General features: G+C 64.4%; 22 protein-coding genes. 5 read left to right on the top strand and 17 right to left on the bottom strand.

Features of this window, described 5'->3' with window-relative positions; genetic code table 11:
* Positions 1-77: 77 nt before the first annotated feature.
* The 4 genes from Q4610_RS20175 to Q4610_RS20160 all read right to left on the bottom strand — a co-directional run bounded on the left by Q4610_RS20175 (position 78) and on the right by Q4610_RS20160 (position 2,278).
* Positions 78-371: a hypothetical protein gene (locus Q4610_RS20175; protein ID WP_304537666.1), complete on the bottom strand. Its 294-nt coding sequence runs from the start codon at positions 369-371 to the stop codon at positions 78-80.
* A gap of 3 nt (positions 372-374) precedes the next feature.
* Positions 375-830: a CBS domain-containing protein gene (locus tag Q4610_RS20170; protein WP_304537665.1), complete on the bottom strand. Its 456-nt coding sequence runs from the start codon at positions 828-830 to the stop codon at positions 375-377.
* 90 nt (positions 831-920) lie between these two features.
* The gene (locus tag Q4610_RS20165) at positions 921-1,310 is read right to left on the bottom strand and encodes a thioredoxin family protein (protein ID WP_304537664.1); all 390 of its coding nucleotides are present in this window, start codon (positions 1,308-1,310) and stop codon (positions 921-923) included.
* A complete protein-coding gene (locus Q4610_RS20160; protein WP_304537663.1) occupies positions 1,307-2,278 on the bottom strand; it encodes a DUF3179 domain-containing protein in 972 nt (323 codons plus the stop codon). The genes Q4610_RS20165 and Q4610_RS20160 overlap by 4 nt, the downstream gene beginning before the upstream one ends.
* A 174-nt stretch (positions 2,279-2,452) precedes the next feature.
* Here Q4610_RS20160 and Q4610_RS20155 point away from each other — a divergent pair, with 174 nt between their 5' ends.
* Genes Q4610_RS20155 through Q4610_RS20140 form a run of 4 tightly spaced genes read left to right on the top strand, consistent with a single transcriptional unit; the run spans position 2,453 to position 8,018 of the window.
* Positions 2,453-5,482 (top strand): TonB-dependent receptor, encoded by a 3,030-nt coding sequence (locus Q4610_RS20155; protein ID WP_304537662.1) that lies wholly within the window; start codon positions 2,453-2,455, stop codon positions 5,480-5,482.
* Between the two features lie 12 nt (positions 5,483-5,494).
* A complete protein-coding gene (locus Q4610_RS20150; protein ID WP_304537661.1) occupies positions 5,495-6,760 on the top strand; it encodes a NupC/NupG family nucleoside CNT transporter in 1,266 nt (421 codons plus the stop codon).
* Between the two features lie 27 nt (positions 6,761-6,787).
* Positions 6,788-7,414: a CDP-alcohol phosphatidyltransferase family protein gene (locus tag Q4610_RS20145; RefSeq protein WP_304537660.1), complete on the top strand. Its 627-nt coding sequence runs from the start codon at positions 6,788-6,790 to the stop codon at positions 7,412-7,414.
* A 4-nt stretch (positions 7,415-7,418) separates the two neighbouring features.
* Positions 7,419-8,018 (top strand): carboxymuconolactone decarboxylase family protein, encoded by a 600-nt coding sequence (locus Q4610_RS20140; RefSeq protein ID WP_304537659.1) that lies wholly within the window; start codon positions 7,419-7,421, stop codon positions 8,016-8,018.
* Between the two features lie 4 nt (positions 8,019-8,022).
* Here Q4610_RS20140 and Q4610_RS20135 read toward each other — a convergent pair whose 3' ends face one another.
* The 4 genes from Q4610_RS20135 to Q4610_RS20120 all read right to left on the bottom strand — a co-directional run bounded on the left by Q4610_RS20135 (position 8,023) and on the right by Q4610_RS20120 (position 10,883).
* Positions 8,023-8,673: a DUF6969 family protein gene (locus Q4610_RS20135; RefSeq protein WP_304537658.1), complete on the bottom strand. Its 651-nt coding sequence runs from the start codon at positions 8,671-8,673 to the stop codon at positions 8,023-8,025.
* A 724-nt stretch (positions 8,674-9,397) separates the two neighbouring features.
* Entirely contained in the window at positions 9,398-9,970 is a 573-nt protein-coding gene (locus Q4610_RS20130; protein ID WP_304537657.1) for a carboxymuconolactone decarboxylase family protein, read from the bottom strand.
* Positions 9,971-10,103: 133 nt separating this feature from the next.
* Positions 10,104-10,229 (bottom strand): tautomerase family protein, encoded by a 126-nt coding sequence (locus Q4610_RS20125; protein ID WP_304537656.1) that lies wholly within the window; start codon positions 10,227-10,229, stop codon positions 10,104-10,106.
* 72 nt (positions 10,230-10,301) lie between these two features.
* On the bottom strand, positions 10,302-10,883 hold the full coding sequence (locus tag Q4610_RS20120; protein ID WP_304537655.1) for a TetR/AcrR family transcriptional regulator: 582 nt from the start codon (positions 10,881-10,883) through the stop codon (positions 10,302-10,304).
* 166 nt (positions 10,884-11,049) lie between these two features.
* Between Q4610_RS20120 and Q4610_RS20115 the strand changes: the two genes are divergently transcribed.
* Positions 11,050-11,946: a LysR family transcriptional regulator gene (locus tag Q4610_RS20115; RefSeq protein ID WP_304537654.1), complete on the top strand. Its 897-nt coding sequence runs from the start codon at positions 11,050-11,052 to the stop codon at positions 11,944-11,946.
* On the opposite strand, the gene Q4610_RS20110 is transcribed toward Q4610_RS20115, so the two are convergent.
* Genes Q4610_RS20110 through Q4610_RS20070 form a run of 9 tightly spaced genes read right to left on the bottom strand, consistent with a single transcriptional unit; the run spans position 11,934 to position 20,242 of the window.
* Positions 11,934-12,161: a DUF2274 domain-containing protein gene (locus tag Q4610_RS20110; RefSeq protein ID WP_304537653.1), complete on the bottom strand. Its 228-nt coding sequence runs from the start codon at positions 12,159-12,161 to the stop codon at positions 11,934-11,936. The genes Q4610_RS20115 and Q4610_RS20110 overlap by 13 nt on opposite strands.
* A complete protein-coding gene (locus Q4610_RS20105) occupies positions 12,158-13,357 on the bottom strand; it encodes a TraB/TrbI/VirB10 family type IV secretion system protein (protein WP_304537652.1) in 1,200 nt (399 codons plus the stop codon). Before Q4610_RS20105 ends, Q4610_RS20110 begins: the two co-directional genes overlap by 4 nt.
* Positions 13,354-14,376 (bottom strand): P-type conjugative transfer protein TrbG, encoded by a 1,023-nt coding sequence (trbG, locus tag Q4610_RS20100; RefSeq protein WP_304537651.1) that lies wholly within the window; start codon positions 14,374-14,376, stop codon positions 13,354-13,356. Before trbG ends, Q4610_RS20105 begins: the two co-directional genes overlap by 4 nt.
* Positions 14,373-15,056 carry a conjugal transfer protein TrbF gene (gene trbF, locus Q4610_RS20095; protein WP_304537650.1) on the bottom strand — a complete coding sequence of 228 codons (684 nt, stop codon included), beginning with the start codon at positions 15,054-15,056 and terminating at the stop codon, positions 14,373-14,375. Before trbF ends, trbG begins: the two co-directional genes overlap by 4 nt.
* Positions 15,057-15,059: 3 nt before the next feature.
* Positions 15,060-16,373: a P-type conjugative transfer protein TrbL gene (trbL, locus tag Q4610_RS20090; protein ID WP_304537649.1), complete on the bottom strand. Its 1,314-nt coding sequence runs from the start codon at positions 16,371-16,373 to the stop codon at positions 15,060-15,062.
* A gap of 1 nt (position 16,374) precedes the next feature.
* Positions 16,375-16,731 (bottom strand): putative entry exclusion protein TrbK-alt, encoded by a 357-nt coding sequence (gene trbK-alt, locus Q4610_RS20085; protein ID WP_304537648.1) that lies wholly within the window; start codon positions 16,729-16,731, stop codon positions 16,375-16,377.
* A 4-nt stretch (positions 16,732-16,735) separates the two neighbouring features.
* Complete coding sequence (gene trbJ / locus Q4610_RS20080) at positions 16,736-17,500, bottom strand: P-type conjugative transfer protein TrbJ (RefSeq protein ID WP_304537647.1); 765 nt, start codon at positions 17,498-17,500, stop codon at positions 16,736-16,738.
* A 5-nt stretch (positions 17,501-17,505) separates the two neighbouring features.
* Entirely contained in the window at positions 17,506-19,962 is a 2,457-nt protein-coding gene (gene trbE / locus Q4610_RS20075) for a conjugal transfer protein TrbE (RefSeq protein WP_304537646.1), read from the bottom strand.
* A gap of 4 nt (positions 19,963-19,966) precedes the next feature.
* The gene (locus tag Q4610_RS20070; RefSeq protein ID WP_120221973.1) at positions 19,967-20,242 is read right to left on the bottom strand and encodes a VirB3 family type IV secretion system protein; all 276 of its coding nucleotides are present in this window, start codon (positions 20,240-20,242) and stop codon (positions 19,967-19,969) included.
* Positions 20,243-20,397 lie beyond the last annotated feature (155 nt).

The following is a 20,397-nucleotide window of genomic DNA, read 5'->3' as shown; positions in this document are numbered from 1 at the left end:
CGCTGTAGATCCCCACACCTCCCTGACTCGGCAGAAAGGCTTCAAGGTGGACGACTTTTACGCCGCCCGCAGCAGGACTATCCCGCCGCTACCGTGGTCGAATATTGCTCCGCCGTTCTCACCAGGCGCGGGACGTTGATCGACGCACCATCCGCCAAGTCGACGCAGAGCGCCGCATGGGACCAGGTCGATTGGGTGAGGTACTTGATGGCCGTGCTGATGCGCTGCCTTCCGTCAACGAGCAGGACGTCACCCGGTTTGATGATGCGGGACAGAAGTTCCGGGTCGGTTGGGGCGTTGGTGTAAGGCGAGCGCGATGGGCCTGTGAGGTATCCGGCCAGCAGCCGTCCAAGGGAAACCAGCAGGCCCACCTCTCAACTGGGCATGGCGAGCAGATGGGAGCGGGCCATGTCGCGAAGGACGCCTGCTTCGAGCTGGGCCTCCTCGAGAAGCGCGGCGACAAGATCGCCAAGCGATACGATTCCCGCCAGAGCGCCGCCCACGGTGCGGACGATGACGTGGCGGCAACGATCCCGGGTCATCGTCCGCATCACATTGGCGGCATTATCCTCGCAATTGCAGAACAGTGCCGGCTTGCGCATGAAGATCAGCACGGGCAACTGCAGTGCATGAATGCCGCGAACAGCGATGCATTCCGTCAATTCCTGCTGCGAGAATATTCCCAGAATTTCGGACGAGCTTGCGCCCAAGACGGCGACCGAGCCGATCGACTGGGAATGCATGGTCTCGACGGCCTCGGCCATCGGCGCGGTTTCCCGGATAGAGGTGATCTGGCGACCCTTGCGGTTTACGATGCTGGCGATCTTCATGTGGCACGCTCCTGACGAGACCCCCAAAAGGTAATTCGGATCAGGCCAGCCGCAGGTTACATTCCTCGCGCATTTCCGCAGTTTTGCCAATCAAAGTCCGCGGTTGAGGAGATCAGCGATGGCAGCTTCGGTTGTCGCTGTCCCGCGCGCCGTTTCCCGACCGCCCTTGAAGACCACGAGGGTGCCAAAACCGCTGAGACGAAACCGCCGCCAGATGAGGTTCGGCGTTTTCTCGCCAATCCGGAGTACCAGGATGTCCCGGAACGGCGGTCGTGCACGCAGGCGGTCGATGATCGGAGCCTGTATCCGGCAAGGCAGGCACCAATGGGCATAGGATTCGATGACAATCGTCCTGCCCTGAGCCTGCGCTGCGACAAAGGCCACGTCGGTATATTCGATCGGACCGGAGGCATGGGCAGCACTCGGGACAAGTGCCACAAAAAGCGCGGCCGCCAGGCAAGCTGACGCGCGCGCCATCATTTGACCAGCTCGCCTTCCGGATAGAAGGCGCGATAGGCGAAAGCGAAGTCGACGCTGAACGCCACATCCACATCGCCCCGTGTCACGCGGACGTTGCCGATGTCCTTTCCGCGCGAGATCGCGGCACGGTCCAGCGCCGAGTTCTGACCTTCGCGCCATTCGAGGCGCAGGCCGTCGGCGGTCTCCACAGGTGAATTCTTGCGGAGCCAGGTGAGCGACCAGGCGCGCGTGCCAACGCGGACGACCCGCGCCATAGGATCGATGCCGCGCGGCATCCTGCCTTGGTAGAGGAAGGGCGTGGGCGCTGAATCGTAGCCTTCGTAAGGGGTGCGCCCGTAAGCACTCCGCCCCCATGATGGCGGAATCAGCACGCGGCCATCGGCAAACTCCTCGCGGAAGCGCCGCCACGATTCAATGCGGGCAGGAACCGGAGCGAGGGTCTTGCCGACATGGCTGCCGACAATCGCCTCGCCGGTAAACTGCTGCCACAGCGTTTCCGTCTGGTGATCGTACATCACTAGGTCGGAATGGCGCAGGCGGCCTGACGTCCCGAAGCTCAGAACTGTGCCCCCAACGCGCCGGTCGAAGACCATCGAAGTGTTGCACAAGGGGCAATAGGTCACGGCGACGGGCAAACCGCACTGATCGTGTTGAACGATCTCATGCCAGATGAGGATCCGGTAGGGAAAGGCATAGGCGCCGCAAGTCCCGGACAGGAAAATGACGGGCTCGTCGTCGCCGAGACCGGTCACTTCGGACACCGGTAGGAATTGGGGATCGAGGATCGCGGGGATGCCGTCTCGCGGGACGCCTCCGGACTGAAGCTCGCGCAGATTGATCGCGCTTTTCGTCACTTCGAGCCTGGGAAATTCCTTCTGGAGCGAGCGAGCACTTTCCGCGCTAGCAGTCGCAGGCACGGCCAGCAGGATAGCAACAGCAAACAGGTTTAGGCGACTGGCCGGTTTCACGCGACGACCTCCCTGAGGGTAATTCGGAGCCGACGGGCAAACGGTTACAAGCGGACCAGCGATGGGAAACTTCACCAAGGCTGTAAGGATCACCTCGAATTGGCGACAAAGCTGGCATCAACCGCAACCGAGGCCCGTACCGTAGCCCGTCTCGTCCAGTATTGGAGATCCCGCTTGTTCCCGTCCCGCTTCCTCCTGTCGGCGTCTGTACTGGCCGTCGCCACTCTTGCCACCCCGGCCCATGCTCAGCAGGCCGGAATCCAGGTCGCCCTGGTGGATGCCTCCACCAACCAGCCCGCGGCGGATGTCGAAGTGAGGATCGAAAACGCGGACATCGGCTACTCCCGGACCGCGCGTTCGGACGATCAAGGGTTTGTCCGCATCGAAGGGCTGACGACCGCCGGCACTTACCGGGTCACAACAGTTACCGGGGGTAGGTTTGAGAGTGATCAACAGGCCAGCGTCAGCCTGCGGGCCAATTTCACCAGCAGCGTGACGCTGCGCCTTGCGCCAGTGGGGGCCGGGACGATCGTTGTCACCGGCGCACGCGGAATCACTCAGCTCAACACGGTGAATGCCGAAGTATCCGCTTCGCTCGGCAAGGAGGAGCTTGTCGCTCTTCCCATCGAGGGGCGCGACGTACTGGGTTCGCTTGTTCGCTTGCCCAATGTGGTCGCCTCCACCGGGTTCTTCCCCGAAGCGCCATCGATCTCGATCAACGGCTCGAACGGGCTCGATACCAACTACCTCCTCGACGGGCTCGACAACAACGAGAACTTCCTGGGCGGCCTCAAGTTTCCGGTGCCGCTCGGCTTCACCCGGGAAGTGACCGTGCTCGCGAACTCCTATTCGGTGGCCTATGGCCGCACGGCGAACGGCGTGGTCAACTATACCTCGCCTTCGGGCAGCAACGACTACCATGGCGAAGTCTATGCGCTGGTGCGCCCCGGTCGCCCGCTCGATGCGAAGTCGCCCTTTCCGCGGCGCGACCTGTCGGGCAACGCGGTCGGCGAAAGTTTCGAGCGTTACCAGGCCGGCGCCAGCATCGGCGGTCCGATCGTGCGCGACAAGACCTTCTTCTACGCCAATTTCGAATACACCCGCGATCGCAACCAGCAGGTAGTCGATGCGCCGGCGCTCGGGGTGGTCGATACGGTCACCGGCAACAACGAATTCTACCTCGGTTCGGTCCGGCTCGACCACCGCCTGACCGAGGACTGGACGCTGGGCCTGAGGGCCAGTTTCGGGCGGGTGACCATTGACCGACCCGGCGGCGGCCTTGGCGGCGGCAACGTGACCTTCCCCTCGGCGGGTTCGGATCAGGACCGTTTCTCGACACTGGTCGCGGCAACGGCGAGCTATTCCGGCGACACCTGGAGTTACGATGGCGCCGTCCAGTTCAGCCGCTTCCGCTGGGACTACGGCAAGCCGAAGGGTCCTGCCGGACCGCAAGTCGTGATTCGCGATCCGAGCGGGCTGACCGTCGGTGTCGTCGGCCATCCGGGCTTCGTGTTCAATGACCTCGAAGAGACCTGGCAGACCACGCACCGGCTGCAACGCAAGCTGGGCAATCACAAACTGAGCTTTGGTGCCGATGTCATCCATTCCGACTTTGCGCTGCTGGGCGGCGGCAATCCGGACGGGAATTTCACGGTCGACCTGACTGCCCCGCAGCTCGCCAGCCTGTCATCGAAGGGCCTCGGCCTGTCAGCTCAGGACGTGCTTGCCCTCAACCCGGCAGTGGCCAACTATTCGGTCGAACTGCGCCCGCAGAATTTCGGCACCGGGCAGACGCAGCTGGCATTCTATGTCGAGGACGAATGGCAACTCAGCCCGAAACTGACGGCGACGCTGGGCCTGCGTTGGGATTACGACAGCCTGACAGGAAAGGGAGGCAAGGGCGGCGATTACGATAATTTCGCGCCGCGCTTCGCGCTCAACTACCGGCCCGATGCCCGCTCCACTGTGCGGTTCGGAGCCGGGCTGTTCTACGGCAAGCTTTCCTATGCCGTCATTTCCGACGCACTCCAGCGAAACACTACGTCGGCGGGATTCCTGGGTCAGCTTGGCCAACTCCAGTCGCTTGGAATCATTCCGGCAGGCACGGACCTGAGCCAGGTGACCTTCGACGGGAACCTTACGGTCTCGCCGAACTGCGTTACCGTCTCGGCCTGTCCGACACCGCAACAGGTTCAGGCCCTGCGCGACACCGCGACCCTGGGCGAGGCTCGCATCCTCAATCCCGATGGCTACCAGAGCCCGTGGAGCCTGCAGCTGAGCGGCGGCTACCAGTTCCAGGCGACCGACACGATCACGCTCTCCGCCGACGTGATCTACAGCCGCTCGCACAATCTCGTCCGGCTGCGCGATCTGAATGCGCCCTCGCCCTTCACTCCCAACCTCACCAATCTGACAGCGGCCAATATCGCGCTGTTGCAAAGCCAGCCCGACAACGCTTCGCGGTTCGCACTGGCCCGGTCGCTCGGCCTCGTGCGCAGCCAGGCGAATGCCGATGCGAGCCGCCCGGTCGCGCTGGTTGCCGGAGGCGCCCGCCAGATCACCGTGTCCGAGACTGCGGGAGAGGCCGAATACAAGGCGCTGATCCTGCAGGTGAATAAGGCGCGAGGCTCCGATGCTTACGCCTTCCGTCTGAGCTACACACTGTCCAGTCTGAAGAACGATACCGACGACATCAACTTCCGCGCCGCCAACGCCAACCTCTTCAGCACCGAATGGGGTCCGTCGGCCAACGATCGGCGTCACGTGATCTCGGCGGTCGGCTACCTTTACCCGCTCGACGGGCTGACGCTCAGCGTCGCCGGACTGTTCCAGTCGGGCCAGCCGGTCAATCTCGTGCCCGACGCACGGATTTTCGGCACCCAGGATCTCAACGGCGACGGTGCTTCGTTCGGCGAGAACTTCGTCGGCAATTCCGACCGCTATCCCGGCGCAACCCGTAATTCCGCACACCTACCCTGGTCGGCGACGGTCGACATCGGCCTTCGCTACGCGATCCCGGCTTTCGCCGGGAGGCTTGAGCTCAGCGCCGACGTGTTCAATGTGTTCAACACGAACAATGAATCGGGCTTCGCAAATGCCGCAACGACCTCGAACCAGGTCCAGTTCGGTGGCGGAGCGTCGTTCGTGCAGCGCAATGCCGGACCGCCGCGCCAGTTCCAGTTCGGCGCGGCGTTCAAATTCTAGGGGGTGTACAAGATGGCGGCGCTGCATAACTTCCAGGGGTTGATCGGCATTGCCGCCATCCTCCTGCTCGCCTGGGGCCTGTCCGAAAACCGTTCCGCACGGCCAGGCTGGCTCTGGATCGGCGGCGCATTACTGGCGCAGATTGCCGTGGCTCTGGTGGTGACGCGTGTGCCGCTGGTCTGGACGCTGGTAGGCTTCGCCAACAAGGGTGTGGCCGCGATCGAAACGGCCACGCTCGCCGGTTCGTCCTACATGTTCGGCTATACCGGCGGCGCGCCGATCCCTTTCCTCCTGAAGCCGGGTGAACAGCCCCCGGTGATTGTTGCCTTCCAGATCCTGCCGCTGATCATCGTTTTTTCGGCGATCTCGGCGCTGTTGTGGCACTGGCGCGTACTCAGCATGATTGTCCGGGGCCTGTCATGGATCTTGCGCCGATCGCTCGGCGTAAGCGGTGTGGTCGGATTGGCGGGTGGCGCGACCATCTTCCTTGGCGTGGTCGAGAGCCCGCTGGTGCTGAGGGCATGGTTTGCCCGGATGAGCCGTTCGGAGCTGTTCACGGTCATGGTTCTGATCATGTCGACCATCTCCGGCGCGATCCTGGTGCTCTATGCCACGACCCTGTCGAAGACCGTGCCCAATGCCGTCGGCCACATGATCGTCGCGTCGCTGATCTCCTTGCCCGCGGCCGTGCTTGTCGCCCGTCTGATGGTGCCGGGCGAAGCTGCCTCCGGCACCGGGCATGCCGAACCGGAACTCCATTATGAAAGCAGCATGGACGCAGTCATTCGCGGGACGATGGAAGGCGTTACCCTGGTTCTGGCGGTGATCGGGATCATCATCACGGTGTTCGCCTTGGTCAATCTGGTCGATCAGGTTCTGGCCTTCCTCCCTGTCGTGGAGGGCGCTCCGATCACGCTTCGCCGCGCGTTTGGATGGCTCCTATCGCCGGCAATGTGGGCGATCGGCGTGCCGTGGGATCAGGCGCCAGCGGCCGGCAGTCTGATGGGGACCAAGGCGATCCTCAACGAATACGTTGCCTATCTCGATCTCGCCGGCCTGCCGGCAGGAACGCTCGATCCGCGCAGTCTGCTGATCGTGACCTATGCGCTGTGCGGGGTCGCCAATCTCGCCAGCGTCGGCCTCATCGTCTCGACCGTCGCCACGCTTTCGCCCGAGCGTCGCCCGGAGGTCGCCGGGCTCGGCATGAAGAGCTGGCTCGCCGGGAACATGGTATCGATGATGACGGGTGCGGTGATCGGTCTGGTCACATGGTCGTGACCGAATTGGAAGCCTGAGGAGCGCGCCATGTTCGATTCCCGCCTGCGTCCACTGATCGATCCGCCGCTCAACGCCGTGGGCCGCTGGCTGGCGCAGGCAGGGATTGGCGCGAATGCGGTGACTCTGGCCGGACTGGTTCCGGCGCTGGGGGCGGCCTATGCGATCGCTCACGGCCACTATGCGGCGGGGCTTGCCTTGATAGCCCTCAACCGCCTGCTCGACGGCCTCGACGGCGCGGTGGCCAGGGCAAGCGGGGTGACCGACTTCGGCGGCTATATCGATACCCTTGCCGACTATGTCTTCTACGTTGCCGTGCCGGTAGCGTTCGGGCTCGACGCGTCGATCAACGCCACAGCCGCCCTGCTGCTTGTGGCGAGCTTTACGCTGACTGCCGCCAGTTTCCTCGTCTTTGCGGCACTCGCGGCCAAGCGGGGAGACCGGACCAGCGCGCACGGGACCAAGAGCTTCTTCTATTCGACCGGTCTTGCCGAAGGTGCCGAGACCATCGCGGCGTTCACGGCGATGTGTTTGTGGCCGCAGTACTTTCCGGCAATCGCCTACGGGTTTGCAGGCCTTTGTCTGCTGACCGTGGTTCAGCGCACCCTGCTCGCGGCACGAGTTTTCGCGCGCCCGAACGCCAATGGCCAGGAGTGAAGCCATGCCCGTTTTCCGCTCGATCGAAGGTGAACCAGCCCTCGACACGGTCTTTCGCCGTTTCCCGCACACGGTCATGCCGCTGCTCGAATACCATGACCGCCTGCTTCGCGACTGGTCGCCGCTGACCGTGGCCGAGCGCGAACTGATCGCAGCCTATGTTTCCGGTCTAAACGCCTGCACCTATTGCCATGGCGCGCATGTCGTCGCCGCCCGAGCCTTTGGTGTCGATGCCGAAGTATTCGATGGGCTGATGGCCGACCTCGAATCGAGTAACGTCGACGAGAGACTCAAGCCCATCCTGGCCTACGTCGGCAAGCTTACACGGACCCCGGCGATGATGACTCAGGCCGATGCCGACCGCGTCTATGCCGCCGGTTGGGATGAACAGGCCCTGTTCGACGCCGTCAGTGTCTGCGCGCTGTTCAACTTCATGAACCGCATCGTCGAAGGTTCAGGGATCAAGGCCAACCCGCTGCAGGCTGATGAAGCCGAAATGCAGGCGCGTCTCGCGCGAATGGGGGGAGCCACCGACGACCCCCACCGGGGCGAACCCAGCTACAGCCGCCTTGCCCAGATGTGGGGGATAGGGCCGACCGATTGACCCCCTATTCGAGGCCGAGGCTCTCGATCTTTGCGTCGAGATCGATCGGGCACGTGACCAGTACATCGTTGCCTGCTTCGTAGGCGCCCGGGCCTTCGGTTTCGACCAGCTTCGCCAAGACCGCGTCCCGCTCCCGCAGCAGGTCGGACAACTCGGTCCGGTAGAGCGCCACCATCGCTGTCAGGAAGCGGTTGACCAGGTCATCTTCGGGCGTGGCATCGACATTGTAGCGATCAAGGTGGGTGATCATCGCATCGGCCGGATAGAGGAATTCGTCCGTCACCCAGCGGTTGGTAGCGAACCAAGCCAGCGGCACGCCAGAATGATCGACAGAAAGCCCGGCGATATGGGTGACATGGGCCGGTGCATCCTCACCCTCGGTGGGCGCAGCGATGAAATCTGCGGGATCGTTGAGCTGCGTGCGATGCAGGAAAAGATGGAAATGCCCGTGCTCGGCCGGGTCGCGCTCGCCTGGTGCGTGGACGTGGTAATACCAGCGCGCGCGTGTCTGGGCGTCGCGAGCATCGTCATCGGGATAGTGTTCCCAGAAATGCACCTCGCCTTCGGGCAGAACGCGCCGCATCAGCGGGCGCCGCTCGCGCGCCATCCGGGTGATTGTCTCGACGACAACTTCGGCTGCGTCGTGTTCGTTCATGGCTTCTCGTAAAGGAATGTCATGGCCGGCGGTGGGTCCACTCACGCACCGCCGGCCACGTTGGCAAGGCCCTGCAGGGTATCAGGGCTTTGCCGCGCAGGGCTTGGGAGCGCAACCCTTGGGGGCACAGGGCTTCGCGCCACAGCCCTTCGGCGCACAAGGCTTGGCGCCGCAGTCCTTCGGTGCACATGGCTTGGCTTCGCAGCTCTTGCCGGCACAAGGCGCGGCAGCGCAGCTGCCAGCCGCCTGATCGGCCATGGCAGCGCCGGCGGGTGCATCCGCAGGTGCTTCGGCTTCCTTGGAACAGGCGGCGGTGGCCATGGTAAGGCCGCCCATCACGGCGAGCATCGAAGCGAGTTTGGTTTTCTTCATGGGTCAGACCCCCTTTATCCGGACACGCGATGTTTCCCCCTTCGTTCTGCCGCGTCCGCAAGACAGTCGAAGCCCGACCAGACAATGCCGGCCAGCGGAGCGAGGGGGGAGGCACGATCAAACACGATCATGATGGACCGTGCTCACGGATGGTCCAACGCCCTCACACCATAATTCGGCGAAGGAGAGCGGTTGGTTACACGGGCGCAAAGTCTTTTTCCGGCGCCCCTGAGGGGGCCGCGTCATTCGGTGGGCGACCCGAAGGGCGACGCGGCCCCGGCCGGCGTGGCGGGGGGTGGTTTCGCCGGCCATGCCCAGCTGTCACGATGCCGGGGTCAGGGGAACGGCGCCGTCAGGCGGGCGACCAGGCGCGTCCTGCGAAGCCGGCATCGAGCTCGGTGTGAAAGATGTGGTTCGAGTAGTTCGAGATGACCTTAACGCTGATTGCGAGGACAATCCCGAGGATGTGCTCTTCGGTGTAACCAGCGGCAAGGAAGGCGCTCGCCTGGTCAGGCGTCGGGTTACCACGGCTTTCAGCCATGACGTGCGCAAAATGGCGCAAGGCTTCGAGCTTTGCGTCTGGCACCGGTCGGCCGTCGCGAATCGCATCGGTTACTTCGGCAGGCACTTTCGACATCATGTCGCCCACGAAGCTGTGCGCGGCCACGCAATAGTGACAGCCATTGAACCGGCTGATCGCGAGGAACACGACTTCCTGTTCGACTGGGGTGAAGCCAGCTTCCGCGCGAAACTTGGCGTAACCGTGATTGTAGGTTTCGAGCAGTGCCGGCAGGTTTGCCATGGCGGCGTACATGTTGGGCACCATCCCCATGCCGGCCTGCGCTGCCTTGAGCGGTGCGCTGACGGCTGAGTTCGGATCTTCGATGGTGCGAAGCGGGAGGCTGGTCTTGAATACGGCAGGCATACGATTTTCCTTTCGTGGGTTCTTCGGGGGAAATTCAGGCTGAAGGGGCTGCGGCCATGGCGCGCAGGTCGTCGGCAGTGACGGGGTTGCCGCCCACACCCCAGGCTCCGGGCTGGATGTCGGCGATCGTGACCTAGGTGACCGGGCGCAGGCCTTCGCCTTCAACCGAGACGACAGCGTCGGTTACCTTGCGGATCAGATCCTGTTTCTGGGCGAGCGTCAGGTAGTCGCCGACGCCGGTGATCTGAATGAGGGGCATTGGATTTCCTTTCGGGCGGTTGGACAATTGTTCGGAATGATCGTTCCATACTGGGCAAAAAAAGGGCAAGACTCAGGTCAGCGAATTCAAGAAGCCGTCGCGAACGGCGGTGAGGAACTCCTCTTTGGGGCGACTACGGATCATCACGAGCATCCCGAGCAGGGATGCCAGCGCCTGGTGGGCTAGCGGCTTCGCGTCACGATCCGGATCGAAGTCGCCGGATTGCTGCCCTTTGCGGATCATGGCGAGGAAGAATGCCTCGATCTCGTCATGTGCCGCGTTTACCAGTTCGGCGATTTCGCCATCATGGGCGGCAAGTTCGAGCGCGGTGTTCACCAGAAAGCAGCCCCAATTGCCCTGCGGCACGCTGGTCTGGCTGATGAATTTGTCGAATACGGCGGCGATCGCCTCAGATGGTGTCCTGGTCTCAGCGAGTTCTGCCAGCATGCGCCTGCGGACATCGCCATCGTACTTTCGGAGCGCGGTAAGAAACAGCGCGCGCTTGTCCCCATAGGTCGCATAGATGCTGGCCCGGTTGACGCCGGTGGCCTTGACGAGGTCCTGCATAGACGTCGCTTCGTAGCCGTGCGCCCAGAAGGCCTGCATGGCTCGCGTCAGCGTCTCGTCGATATCGAAGTTCTTTTCCCACGGCATGATGCTCCTGATAATTGTCTGGAACGATCAGTCAAGACTAATTTTTCAGAGTGTCTCGTTGGCGCGTGATGCTGATGGGGGAGCGGACGGGAAACTCAGGCGTCGATGTAAGGTTTAAGCACCGGCCGCGACTAACCACCATCGATGGGGTGAGGCGCGGTATCATATGGGCATAGAACTCCGACAGCTCCGGTATGCGGTAATGACCGCCGACACCCAAAGCTTCTCCCGGGCGGCGGCGGCACTCAACGTAAAGCAATCCACACTCAGTCGCCGGGTTATGCAACTTGAGGAGCGATTGGGCGTGAAGTTGTTCGAGCGTACCACGCGTGGAGCCGAGCCTACCGAAAACGGACGGGTCTTCATCGAGCAGGCCCGCCGTATCGTCACCGACATTGAGAACCTCCAGACCACCGCGCGCAACGTCAGCTATGGGCTGCAGGGACGGATTGCCGTGGGCTACTGTTCACCATTGATGTCGGGCAACCTCAAGCTGACCTTTTCCGACTATTTGACGCGCTTTCCCGACGTGCAGTTCGATGGCGTCGAAGCCGGGCCAGAGAAGCTGCTCAATAGCCTCCTGTCGAGAACTATCGATGTCGCAGTGGCGCCCACGGGCCTGGAGGGTTCAGGCCTCAAGACCCGTCTGCTTTGGTCCGAGCGCCTGTTTGCCGTGCTTGTCGATGAAAGACGCCTCCTCTCGCAAGAACGGATTTACTGGCAGGATTTACGGCGTGAGGTCTTCGTCGTTCCAGGTAATGGCCTTGGGCCGATCTTGGGGAACCTGATCTCCGCCCGCCTGACCGAACAAGGATTCCGCCCCAACATCATCTTTCAAGATACCAGCCTCGAAAGCGTGCTGAGCATGATCACGGCCAAGCGATTCATCTCGGTCGCAACCGAATCCTCGCAGGGCGTGAGTTGGCCAGAACTGCATTTCCGCGAGATCTACGATTCCAGCGGTCCCTCACGCCTCGAGTTCGCTCTTTACTGGTGCGAGGACAACGACAATCCTGCGCTGCAACGCTTCTTCAAGCTGATCGAGGAACGCTATCCCGGCTGAACCGTGCGGCGCGTCCTGGCATAGCTGCGGTCGCTCGCAATGAACCGCTCGATCATCGGCGGGATCAGGCGCTCGGGTGGCGGAGCACCTTTGGCATCGCCGCCATTGAGCGCCGCTCCATAGGCCAGCATTTCTCGGTGCAGCCGGGCCGACACCTCTACCGATAACCGCACCGGCTTCTCGTCGGCAAGGTCGGAGAGCTTCAACCGGGTCATCGTTCACCTCCTAGCACCAGGTCGCGGGTCACCAGCACCCGCACCGGAAAACCCGGACGGATGGTCAGCGTCGGCCGCACATTGAGCTCACGGCTGACGATCTGCTCGCCGGCACGATTGATGCTGTCTTGGGTCCCGCGCCGGATCGCGCGGGCGAGATCGCCATCGCCGCCCGAACCGACTTCTGATCCTACGCCTAACAGCGTCGAGACCAGTGCGGCCTTGAGCACGCCACCCCAATGATAATCGGTGCTGTCCTGCAATCCAGCAAACCCGCGCGGGTCGGCGGCGGGCTGGCGTTCGAGCACGATCGAGCAGCCGTCGGGAAGGATCAGGCGGTTCCAGGCGAGCAGCACCCGGCTTTGTCCGAACGCAACATCGGCATCATAGTCGCCGATCAGCCGCGATCCTTGCGGGATGAGCAGGATGCGTCCGGTCGGGCTGTCATAGACATTCTGGGTCACCTGCGCGGTAACCAGTCCCGGCAAGTCCGAACGGATGCCGGTGATCAGCGCGGCCGGGATCACCGACCCAGCCTGCAGCACGTTGGGCGAAGCCAACCCCGACAGCCGCTCGCCAGACACGGTGCGGCGGTCGGTGGCACGTTCCAAGAAAGCTTGCCGCCGGTCGGCCTCGCTTTTCGGCCCCGAAGGTGCAGCGGGCGACAACGGTGCTTCCGCCATGCCAGGCGCTCCAGCAAGGCCAGCGCTACCGCCCGGTGCACCACCGCCGAAGAACAACCGGCTGCCGCGCGCGGACTCGCGTTCCTGCTCGGCGCGTTGGCGGGCCACCTCGACGGCATTGGCAGCAGGGTTCGGCGGCAGCGGCTGCGGTTCGCCGACCGGAGGCAAGGCCGCGACATCACCGCGCCGCTGGGCATCCAAGATCGGCTTGCCGAGATCGCCCGGCAGCGGCGGGCCGAGCTTGGGCACCTGGCCGTAGTCCTTGGGCGCTCCGGCGAGATTGTCGGCCACGGCGACGCCTTCGGTGTTGTAGAGCTCCTCGGCACCATTGCGGCCCTGGGGCTGGAGCGCGTAAATCAGCGCCCCGCCCACGAGCGCAAAGCCGCAGGCCGAGGCAATACCGATCGCCTTTCGCGACAAGCGCATTACGCGCGGCGGATCGCCGCGCAGCTTGACCGCACTGGCTGGATCGGTGACCGCTTCTTCGCGCGGGGCAGGCTCGGCCGCTGTCATGCCCGCCCCCTGCGCTGGGAGACGATCCGCACCTTGTCCTGGCCCTTGCGCCCGCCGAGCCGCAGCTCGGCCGCAGCGAACAGCCGGTCAACGATCATATAGCGACCGGCGACGCGGTAGTTGACCAGTTCGGCCTCACCCTTCGCGCCGATCACGAACAGCGGCGGCAGTTCGCCTTGCGCGACCCTCTCGGGGAACTCGATGAACACCCGCACCCCGTCATCGAAGGCGCGCAGCGGTCGCCAGTCGGGCCGGTCGCCTTGAATCGCGTAGCGGAAGTTGAGTGTCGCTAGGTCCACCCCCGTCGCAATCGGGGCAGCCCGCTCTGCTTCGGCACTGGCCTGCCGCAGGGCGATCAACTGGTCCTGCGGATAGGTCCAGGAGACCGAGGCCATGTAGACCGACGGGTTGGCGCGCAGCTCGAGGTGATAGGTGCGCCGGTCGGTGTTGATCACAAGGTTGGTCGCAATGTCCGGCCGGATGGGTTTGACGAGAATATGCACCCGCGCATTTGCACCCACCCCGCTCACGGTGTCGCCGATTATCCAGCGCACGGTATCGCCAGCGGCGACCGGTCCAGAGCCGACCAGTTGCTCGCCTTCCTGCAGTGCGATGTCGGTCACCTGCCCAGGCTTGGCGTAGATCTGGTAGAGAGCGCCTTCGGTATAGGGAAACACCTGGATCGCATTGACGAACCCGGTGCGCTCGGGCTGGATCCGCGCGGCCTCCATTGCCGCTCCCACCCGGTCCTGCAGAGTGGGGCGACTCCGCAGAGGGTGGGAGCGGCCCGCGGCGCGGGGAGGGTTACGCCGCGGAAGGGCTTGCAGCTGGCCGGGGAGCGGCAGCGGCACGGGGATGGCGACCACATCGGGGCGTGAAGCAGTCGCCTGCGCCACCTCGTTGGGGGACGCAGGCGATGCGGGCTGGTCCTTGGCCCACGTAGATGAAGTCACGGAAATGCTGCCGACGAGCATCGCGAGAGTGGCTGCGCGCCGGGCGCGCAAGGTGGTGCTGATCATGATCCGAGTTCCTTCGACCAGTTGATGGCGTTGACGAAGACGCCGAGCGGGTTCTTGCGCAGGGCATCGGGGGTGCGGGGCGTCTGGAGGGCGATGGTCAGGATCGCGGTCCAGCGGCTCGTTTCGGCAAGGCTGCCGTCGCGGTAGCGCCGCTCGACCCAGGCGACGCGGAAGCTGGTCGGCGAGGCGCGAATGACGCTGGTGACATCGACCCCGACCTGTTCGCGCCCGATCAGCGCAAACGGATCGTTGGTCCGGGCATAGTCGTTCAATGCCAACGCACCCTTGTCGGTGGCGAAGTCATAGGCGCGCAGCCAGTTCTGCCGGACCACGATCGGATCGTCGGGAACGGCCCGGACCTGCTCGATGAACCCCGCCAGGTGGAACGCGATCTGCGGATCACTCGGCGTGTAGCCTGCGTCCGCCGGTGATACCGCCTGCGCTTCGCCGAGCTTGTCGACCTGGACCACCCAGGGAACGATCGAGCCGCGCGCTCCCTGCCAGATGATCCCGGCAGTAAGGCAGGTCGAAAGACCGAGCGCGCCGAAGAAGGCGAGCCGCCAGCTGCGCGCCTGGACGCGGGCCGAGCCGATGCGCTCGTCCCAGACCTGTGCAGCGCGCTGGTAGGGGGTTTCGGGTTCGGGGGTCTTGCCGTAGCGGATCGATGGGCGTCGAAACATGCGTCAGTCCTTTTCGGATGTGTCGATGGATGCGCCTCCACCGTGGCTGTCGCCCGACTTCAGCGTATGGGCAGCGATGGTGGCGCCGTGAGCGATGGTTTGCCGGTCCTTCATCGCCTTGGCCCAGGCAGGCTGGCCCTGGTCGGCAGCAGCGGGTGGCGGTGGAGTGTTTGGACCGGGGGTGATCGTGCCGCCGGTCAGGGGAATCGCGGCGCGGCTGCCCTCGCGGAACGACCGCTTCACACTGTCGCCCGCCTTGCGCAGCGGCGAGGTTGCGGCACCGGCAGCCGCTTCGCCAACAGCGGCCATGCCCGAGCCGACTGCAGAGGCACCCGACTTGCCGGCTGATCCCAGCGCATAAGCCATCGTCGCACCGCCGGCGGCGCGAGAGGTGCCGTGGGCGACATTGGAGGCGGCAGAGGCAACCGCACCGCCCGCCATCCGCGCACCGGCAACTGCGCCAGCGGCAGCGCCCCCAGCGAGCAGCGCGGTGCCGGCGGCAGCGCCTGCGCCAAGCTGCGGTCCGCCCGAGACGATGCCGTTGGCGATGCCGGGACCGAAGATGCCGAGCCCGAGCAGCGACAGGCTTGCCAGCATGATCGATAGCGCGTCCTCGATCGTCGGCTCGGCGCCAATCGCGCTGGTGAACTCGGTGAAAATGGTCGAGCCGATGCCGACGATGACCGCGAGGACCAGCACCTTGATGCCCGAAGAGACGACATTGCCCAGCACGCGTTCGGCCATGAACGCGGTCTTGCCGAACAGCCCGAAAGGGATCAGCACGAAGCCGCAGAGCGTGGTCAACTTGAACTCGATCAGGGTGATGAACAGCTGGATCGAGAGGATGAAGAAGGCGATGATGACAATCGCCCAGGCGACCAGCAGAATCACGATCTGGAGGAAGTTCTCAAAGAAGCTGACGAACCCCATGAGGTCCGAGATCGCATCGATCAGCGGCTGCGCGGCATCCATCCCGACCTGCGCGACTCGGCCTGGTTGCAACAGCTCGGCGGCAGTGAAGCCGGTGCCGCTGGCCTTGAGGCCTAGCCCGGCGAAGCTCTCGAACACGATCCGGGCGAGGTTGTTCCAGTTGCCGATGATGTAGGCGAACACGCCGACGAACAGCGTCTTCTTGACCAAGCGGGCGATAATGTCGTCGGCCTCGCCCCATGACCAGAAGAGGGCGGCAAGCGTTACGTCGATCACGATCAGCGTGGTCGCAATGAACGCCACTTCGCCCGAGAGCAGGCCGAAGCCGCTGTCGATGTAGCGCGAGAAGATGTCGAGGAAGCGGTCGACGACGCCGGTGCCACCCATGTCATCGACCTCCGGATTTGGTAGGCACGGTGACTGGCTGCGATCCAGAAGGCCGCCCGGAATTGTCGTTCACGGGATGGGCTTGCGGAAATCGTTCCTTGGGTCGCGCGCCGGGAGCCAGAAACCGGCGGCGGTTTTCAGCCCAGGCCTGGCGACATTCGTTGGTTGTTTCGGCGATCTGACCAAGTTCGGAGCAAAGTCGGAGCATTTCCGGCAACGGATCGTCGTCGGCTTTCGACACGGTGATTGTTTCAGTGGGTGAGACCTTGGGCTCCTCACGCAATTGGAGCACGGTCATGGTCAGTGCCACGGCCACGAAGGCCCCGGCTCCGATCCGCGCGAGGAGCTTGGTGTCCATCGCTTCAGTTCCGGAACATCTGCGCGCCCGCAGGCACGTAACCGCGTCCTGGCGCGAGGAAGCGACGCAGCTGTTCGCGCGCCTGCGCCTTGGCTGCGGCCGAGTTTGCGGCATCGAGCGACTGCGCGCGGCCCATCGCCGCGACCGTGGCGATAAGGTCGGAAAGCTGCTGCGACTGGAGCGCGAGCAGCTGGTTTCCGGCCTGGGCCGCTTGCAGTGCGCCGGTCGCCGACTGGCTTGCGGTGACCAGACTGTCGATCGCGGTGCGGGAGCCTTCGATGTTGCCGACCGCACTGGCCTGTACCTTCAGCGCATCCTCGAAGGCAGCGACGCTGTTGCGCCAGCGTTCTTCTGCGCCTTGCACCATCTCGCGCTGACTGCCGGTCAGGTTCTGGCCTGAGTATTGGCGGGAAAACTCGCCCTCGATCGCCTGGACATCGAACGAAATGCGCTGTGCCTGGGCGAGCAGTTGCTGGGTCTGGCGGATCTGCTGCTGGAGCGGTTCGAGCACGCTGGTCGGCAAGCTGGCGAGATTGCGCGCCTCGTTGATGAGCGAGGTAGCCTGGTTCTGCAACTGGCGGATCTGGTTGTTGATCTGCTCGAGCGTGCGGGCAGCGGTGAGCACGTTCTGCGCATAGTTCGAGGGATCGTAGACGATGCCTCCGAAGCCGAACTGGGCATAGGCGGGAGCGGGCACAAGCGCGGTCGCGGTCACCGACAGGACCGCTGCGCCGGCAGCGAGCAGGTCTCGCAAACGGGGGGATTTCATCACAATTACTCCTTGGGTTGGCCCATTTGGGCGGGGGGGATGGCCTGCGGGGACGGGAGCATGTCGGCAGCCCAGGCGAGGCCACGATGGCGCAGCCAGGCTGCGGCAAAGCCGGCGGTGCCATGGGCTTCGGTGAGTTCGCCGATCACGAGCTGGTCGGACTTCGACGAAGTCGCGGTGAAGGCGAGCGCCACTTCGCCAAGCCCCAGCTCGAACAGCCGGTTGCCGCGCGCCGACTGGCAGTAATAGTCGCGCTTGGGGGTGGCCCGTGCGACGATCTCGATCTGCCTGTCGTTGAGCCCGAACCGGCGATAGATCGACAGGATCTGTGGTTCGACCGCGCGCTCGTTGGGCAGAAATATCCGGGTCGGGCAACTCTCGATGATGGCGGGCGCAATCGCGCTGGTCTCGATGTCGGCGAGGCTCTGGGTCGCGAAGACCACGCTCGCATTCTTCTTGCGCAGCGTCTTGAGCCATTCGCGCAGCTGCGCGGCGAAGGCCGGGCTGTCGAGGACGAGCCAGCCTTCGTCGATGATGATGATCGTCGGCGAGCCGTCGAGCCGGCCTTCAATGCGGTGGAACAGATAGGACAGCACTGCTGGCGCGGCCGCCGAGCCGGTGAGCCCTTCGGTCTCGAAGGCCTGGAAGCTCGCTTCGCCCAGATGCTCAGCCTCGGCATCGAGCAGCCGCCCGAAGGGGCCGCCGATGCAATAGGGCGCGAGCGCCTGTTTAAGCGCCTGAGACTGTAGCAGAACCGCGAGCCCGGTCAGGGTGCGTTCGGCGATCGGGGCGGTCGATAGCGAGGTCAGCGCCGACCAGAGATGCTCCTTGGCTGGCGGATCGATGGTCACGCCTTCCGAAGCGAGGATCGCCTGGATCCATTCGGCGGCCCAATTGCGTTCGGCTGCCTCGTCGATCCGGGCGAGCGGCTGCAGCAGCACTGCGCCCGCCCCGTCGTTGGCCAGGCTGGTTCCAAGATCCTGCCAGTCACCGCCGCAGGCCAGCGCAGCGGCGCGGATCGATCCGCCGAAGTCGAAGGCAAAGACCTGGGCGCGATCGTAACGCCGGAACTGCAACGCCATCAGCGCGAGCAGCACCGACTTGCCTGCGCCGGTCGGTCCGACGATCAGCGTGTGGCCGACATCGCCGACATGGAGGGAAAACCGGAATGGGGTCGAACCTTCGGTACGCGCGTAGAACAGTGGGGGTGCGCGGAAATGATCGTCCCATTCCGGCCCGGCCCACACGGCTGAGAGGGGGATCATGTGGGCCAAGTTGAGCGTGGAGATCGGGGGTGTTCGGACATTGGCGTAGACATGACCGGGGAGCGAACCGAGCCAGGCCTCGACCCCGTTCATGCCTTCGACGATCACGGTGAAATCGCGGCCCTGGATGACCTTCTCGACGAGGCGCAGTTTCTCGGCCGCAAGGCTGGCGTCCTCGTCCCACACTGTCACGGTCGCGGTGACATAGGCCTGGCCGACATGATCGGCGCCGAGCTCCTGCAGCGCGGCATCGGCATCGGCTGCCTTGTTCGAGGCGTCGCTGTCGAGCAGCGTCGAGGCCTCGTTGGTCATCACCTCCTTGAGGATCGCGGCGACCGATTTGCGCTTGGCAAACCACTGCCGCCGGATCCTCGCGGTGAGCTTGGTCGCGTCCGTCTTATCGAGCATCACCGCGCGGGTCGACCAGCGATAGGCGAAGGCCAGCCGGTTGAGCTCGTCAAGCAGGCCGGGGAAGGTCGCGCTGGGAAACCCCACCACGGTCAGCGTACGCAGATGAGCGCGGCCGAGCCGCGGCTCGAGCCCGCCGGTGAGAGGTTCGTCGGCGAGCAGTGCGTCGAGGTGCATCGGAACCTCGGGCACCCGCACCCGGTGGGCTCTCGTCGAGATGCAGCTGTGCAGGTAGGTCAAAGTCGCGCCGTCATCGAGCCAGGCTACTTCGGGTACGAAACCCTCGATCAGCCGCAGCAGCCGGTCGGTGCGGTCGATGAAGAGATCGAGCAGCTCCTTGGGGTTGATCCCCTTCTCGGCCTTGCCTTCGTAAAGCCAGCTTTCGGCGCGGGCGGCGTCCTCGGCGGGCGGCATCCACAAGAGAGTCAGGAAGTAGCCGCTCTCGAAATGCGCGCCTTCCTCGGCGAACTGCGCGGCGCGTTCGTGCTCGACCAGCGCCGAGGCTGGATCGGGAAAGGCGCTTTCGGGATAGTCCTGCGCCGGACGGCGCACCGCCTCGACGAAGATTGCCCACCCCGAGCCCAGGCGGCGCAGTGCGCTGTTGAGCCGCGCGGTGGTGGCGATCAGTTCGGCCGGCGTTGCGCTGTCGAGGTCTGGACCGCGGAAGCGGGCCGAGCGCTGGAAGCTGCCGTCCTTGTTGAGCACCACGCCCGGTGCGACCAGTGCTGCCCAGGGCAGGAAGTCGGCGAGGCGGTCGGCTTGCCCACGGTATTCGCGAAGCGAGAGCATCGGCTCAGACCCTCAGATAGGTGGGAAAGCGCAGATGCCGCCGCGCGACATCGACGAACTGGGGATCGCGCCGCGCCGCCCAGACCGAGACCGCGTGGCCGAGCGCGAAGATCACCACGCCAGCGATCCACAGCCGCAGACCGAGCCCGATCGCGGCGGCAAGCGTCGCATTGGCGATCGCGAGCCCGCGCGGCGCGCCGCCGAGCAGGATATGCTCGGTGAGCGCGCGGTGCACCGGGACGACATATCCCGGCACAGCTTCAGGCGGCACGGCATCCATCAGACCAGCGCTCCGCCGCCGAAGCTGAAGAACGTGTCAACGGCGGAGCAAAAGTCGGCCATTCGGCGGCGTAAAACCAGGCCATCGTGTTACATGCCGGGGGGAGTGGCGTGAGGGCGTAGCCCGAGGGCCACTCCCCCCGGCATTGGTGTAAT

The organism is Sphingobium cyanobacteriorum, from assembly GCF_030580935.1.
Lineage (GTDB): Bacteria > Pseudomonadota > Alphaproteobacteria > Sphingomonadales > Sphingomonadaceae > Sphingobium > Sphingobium cyanobacteriorum.
The sequence above is the reverse complement of the archived record's forward strand: the minus strand, read 5'-3'. Positions and strand labels throughout refer to the sequence as shown.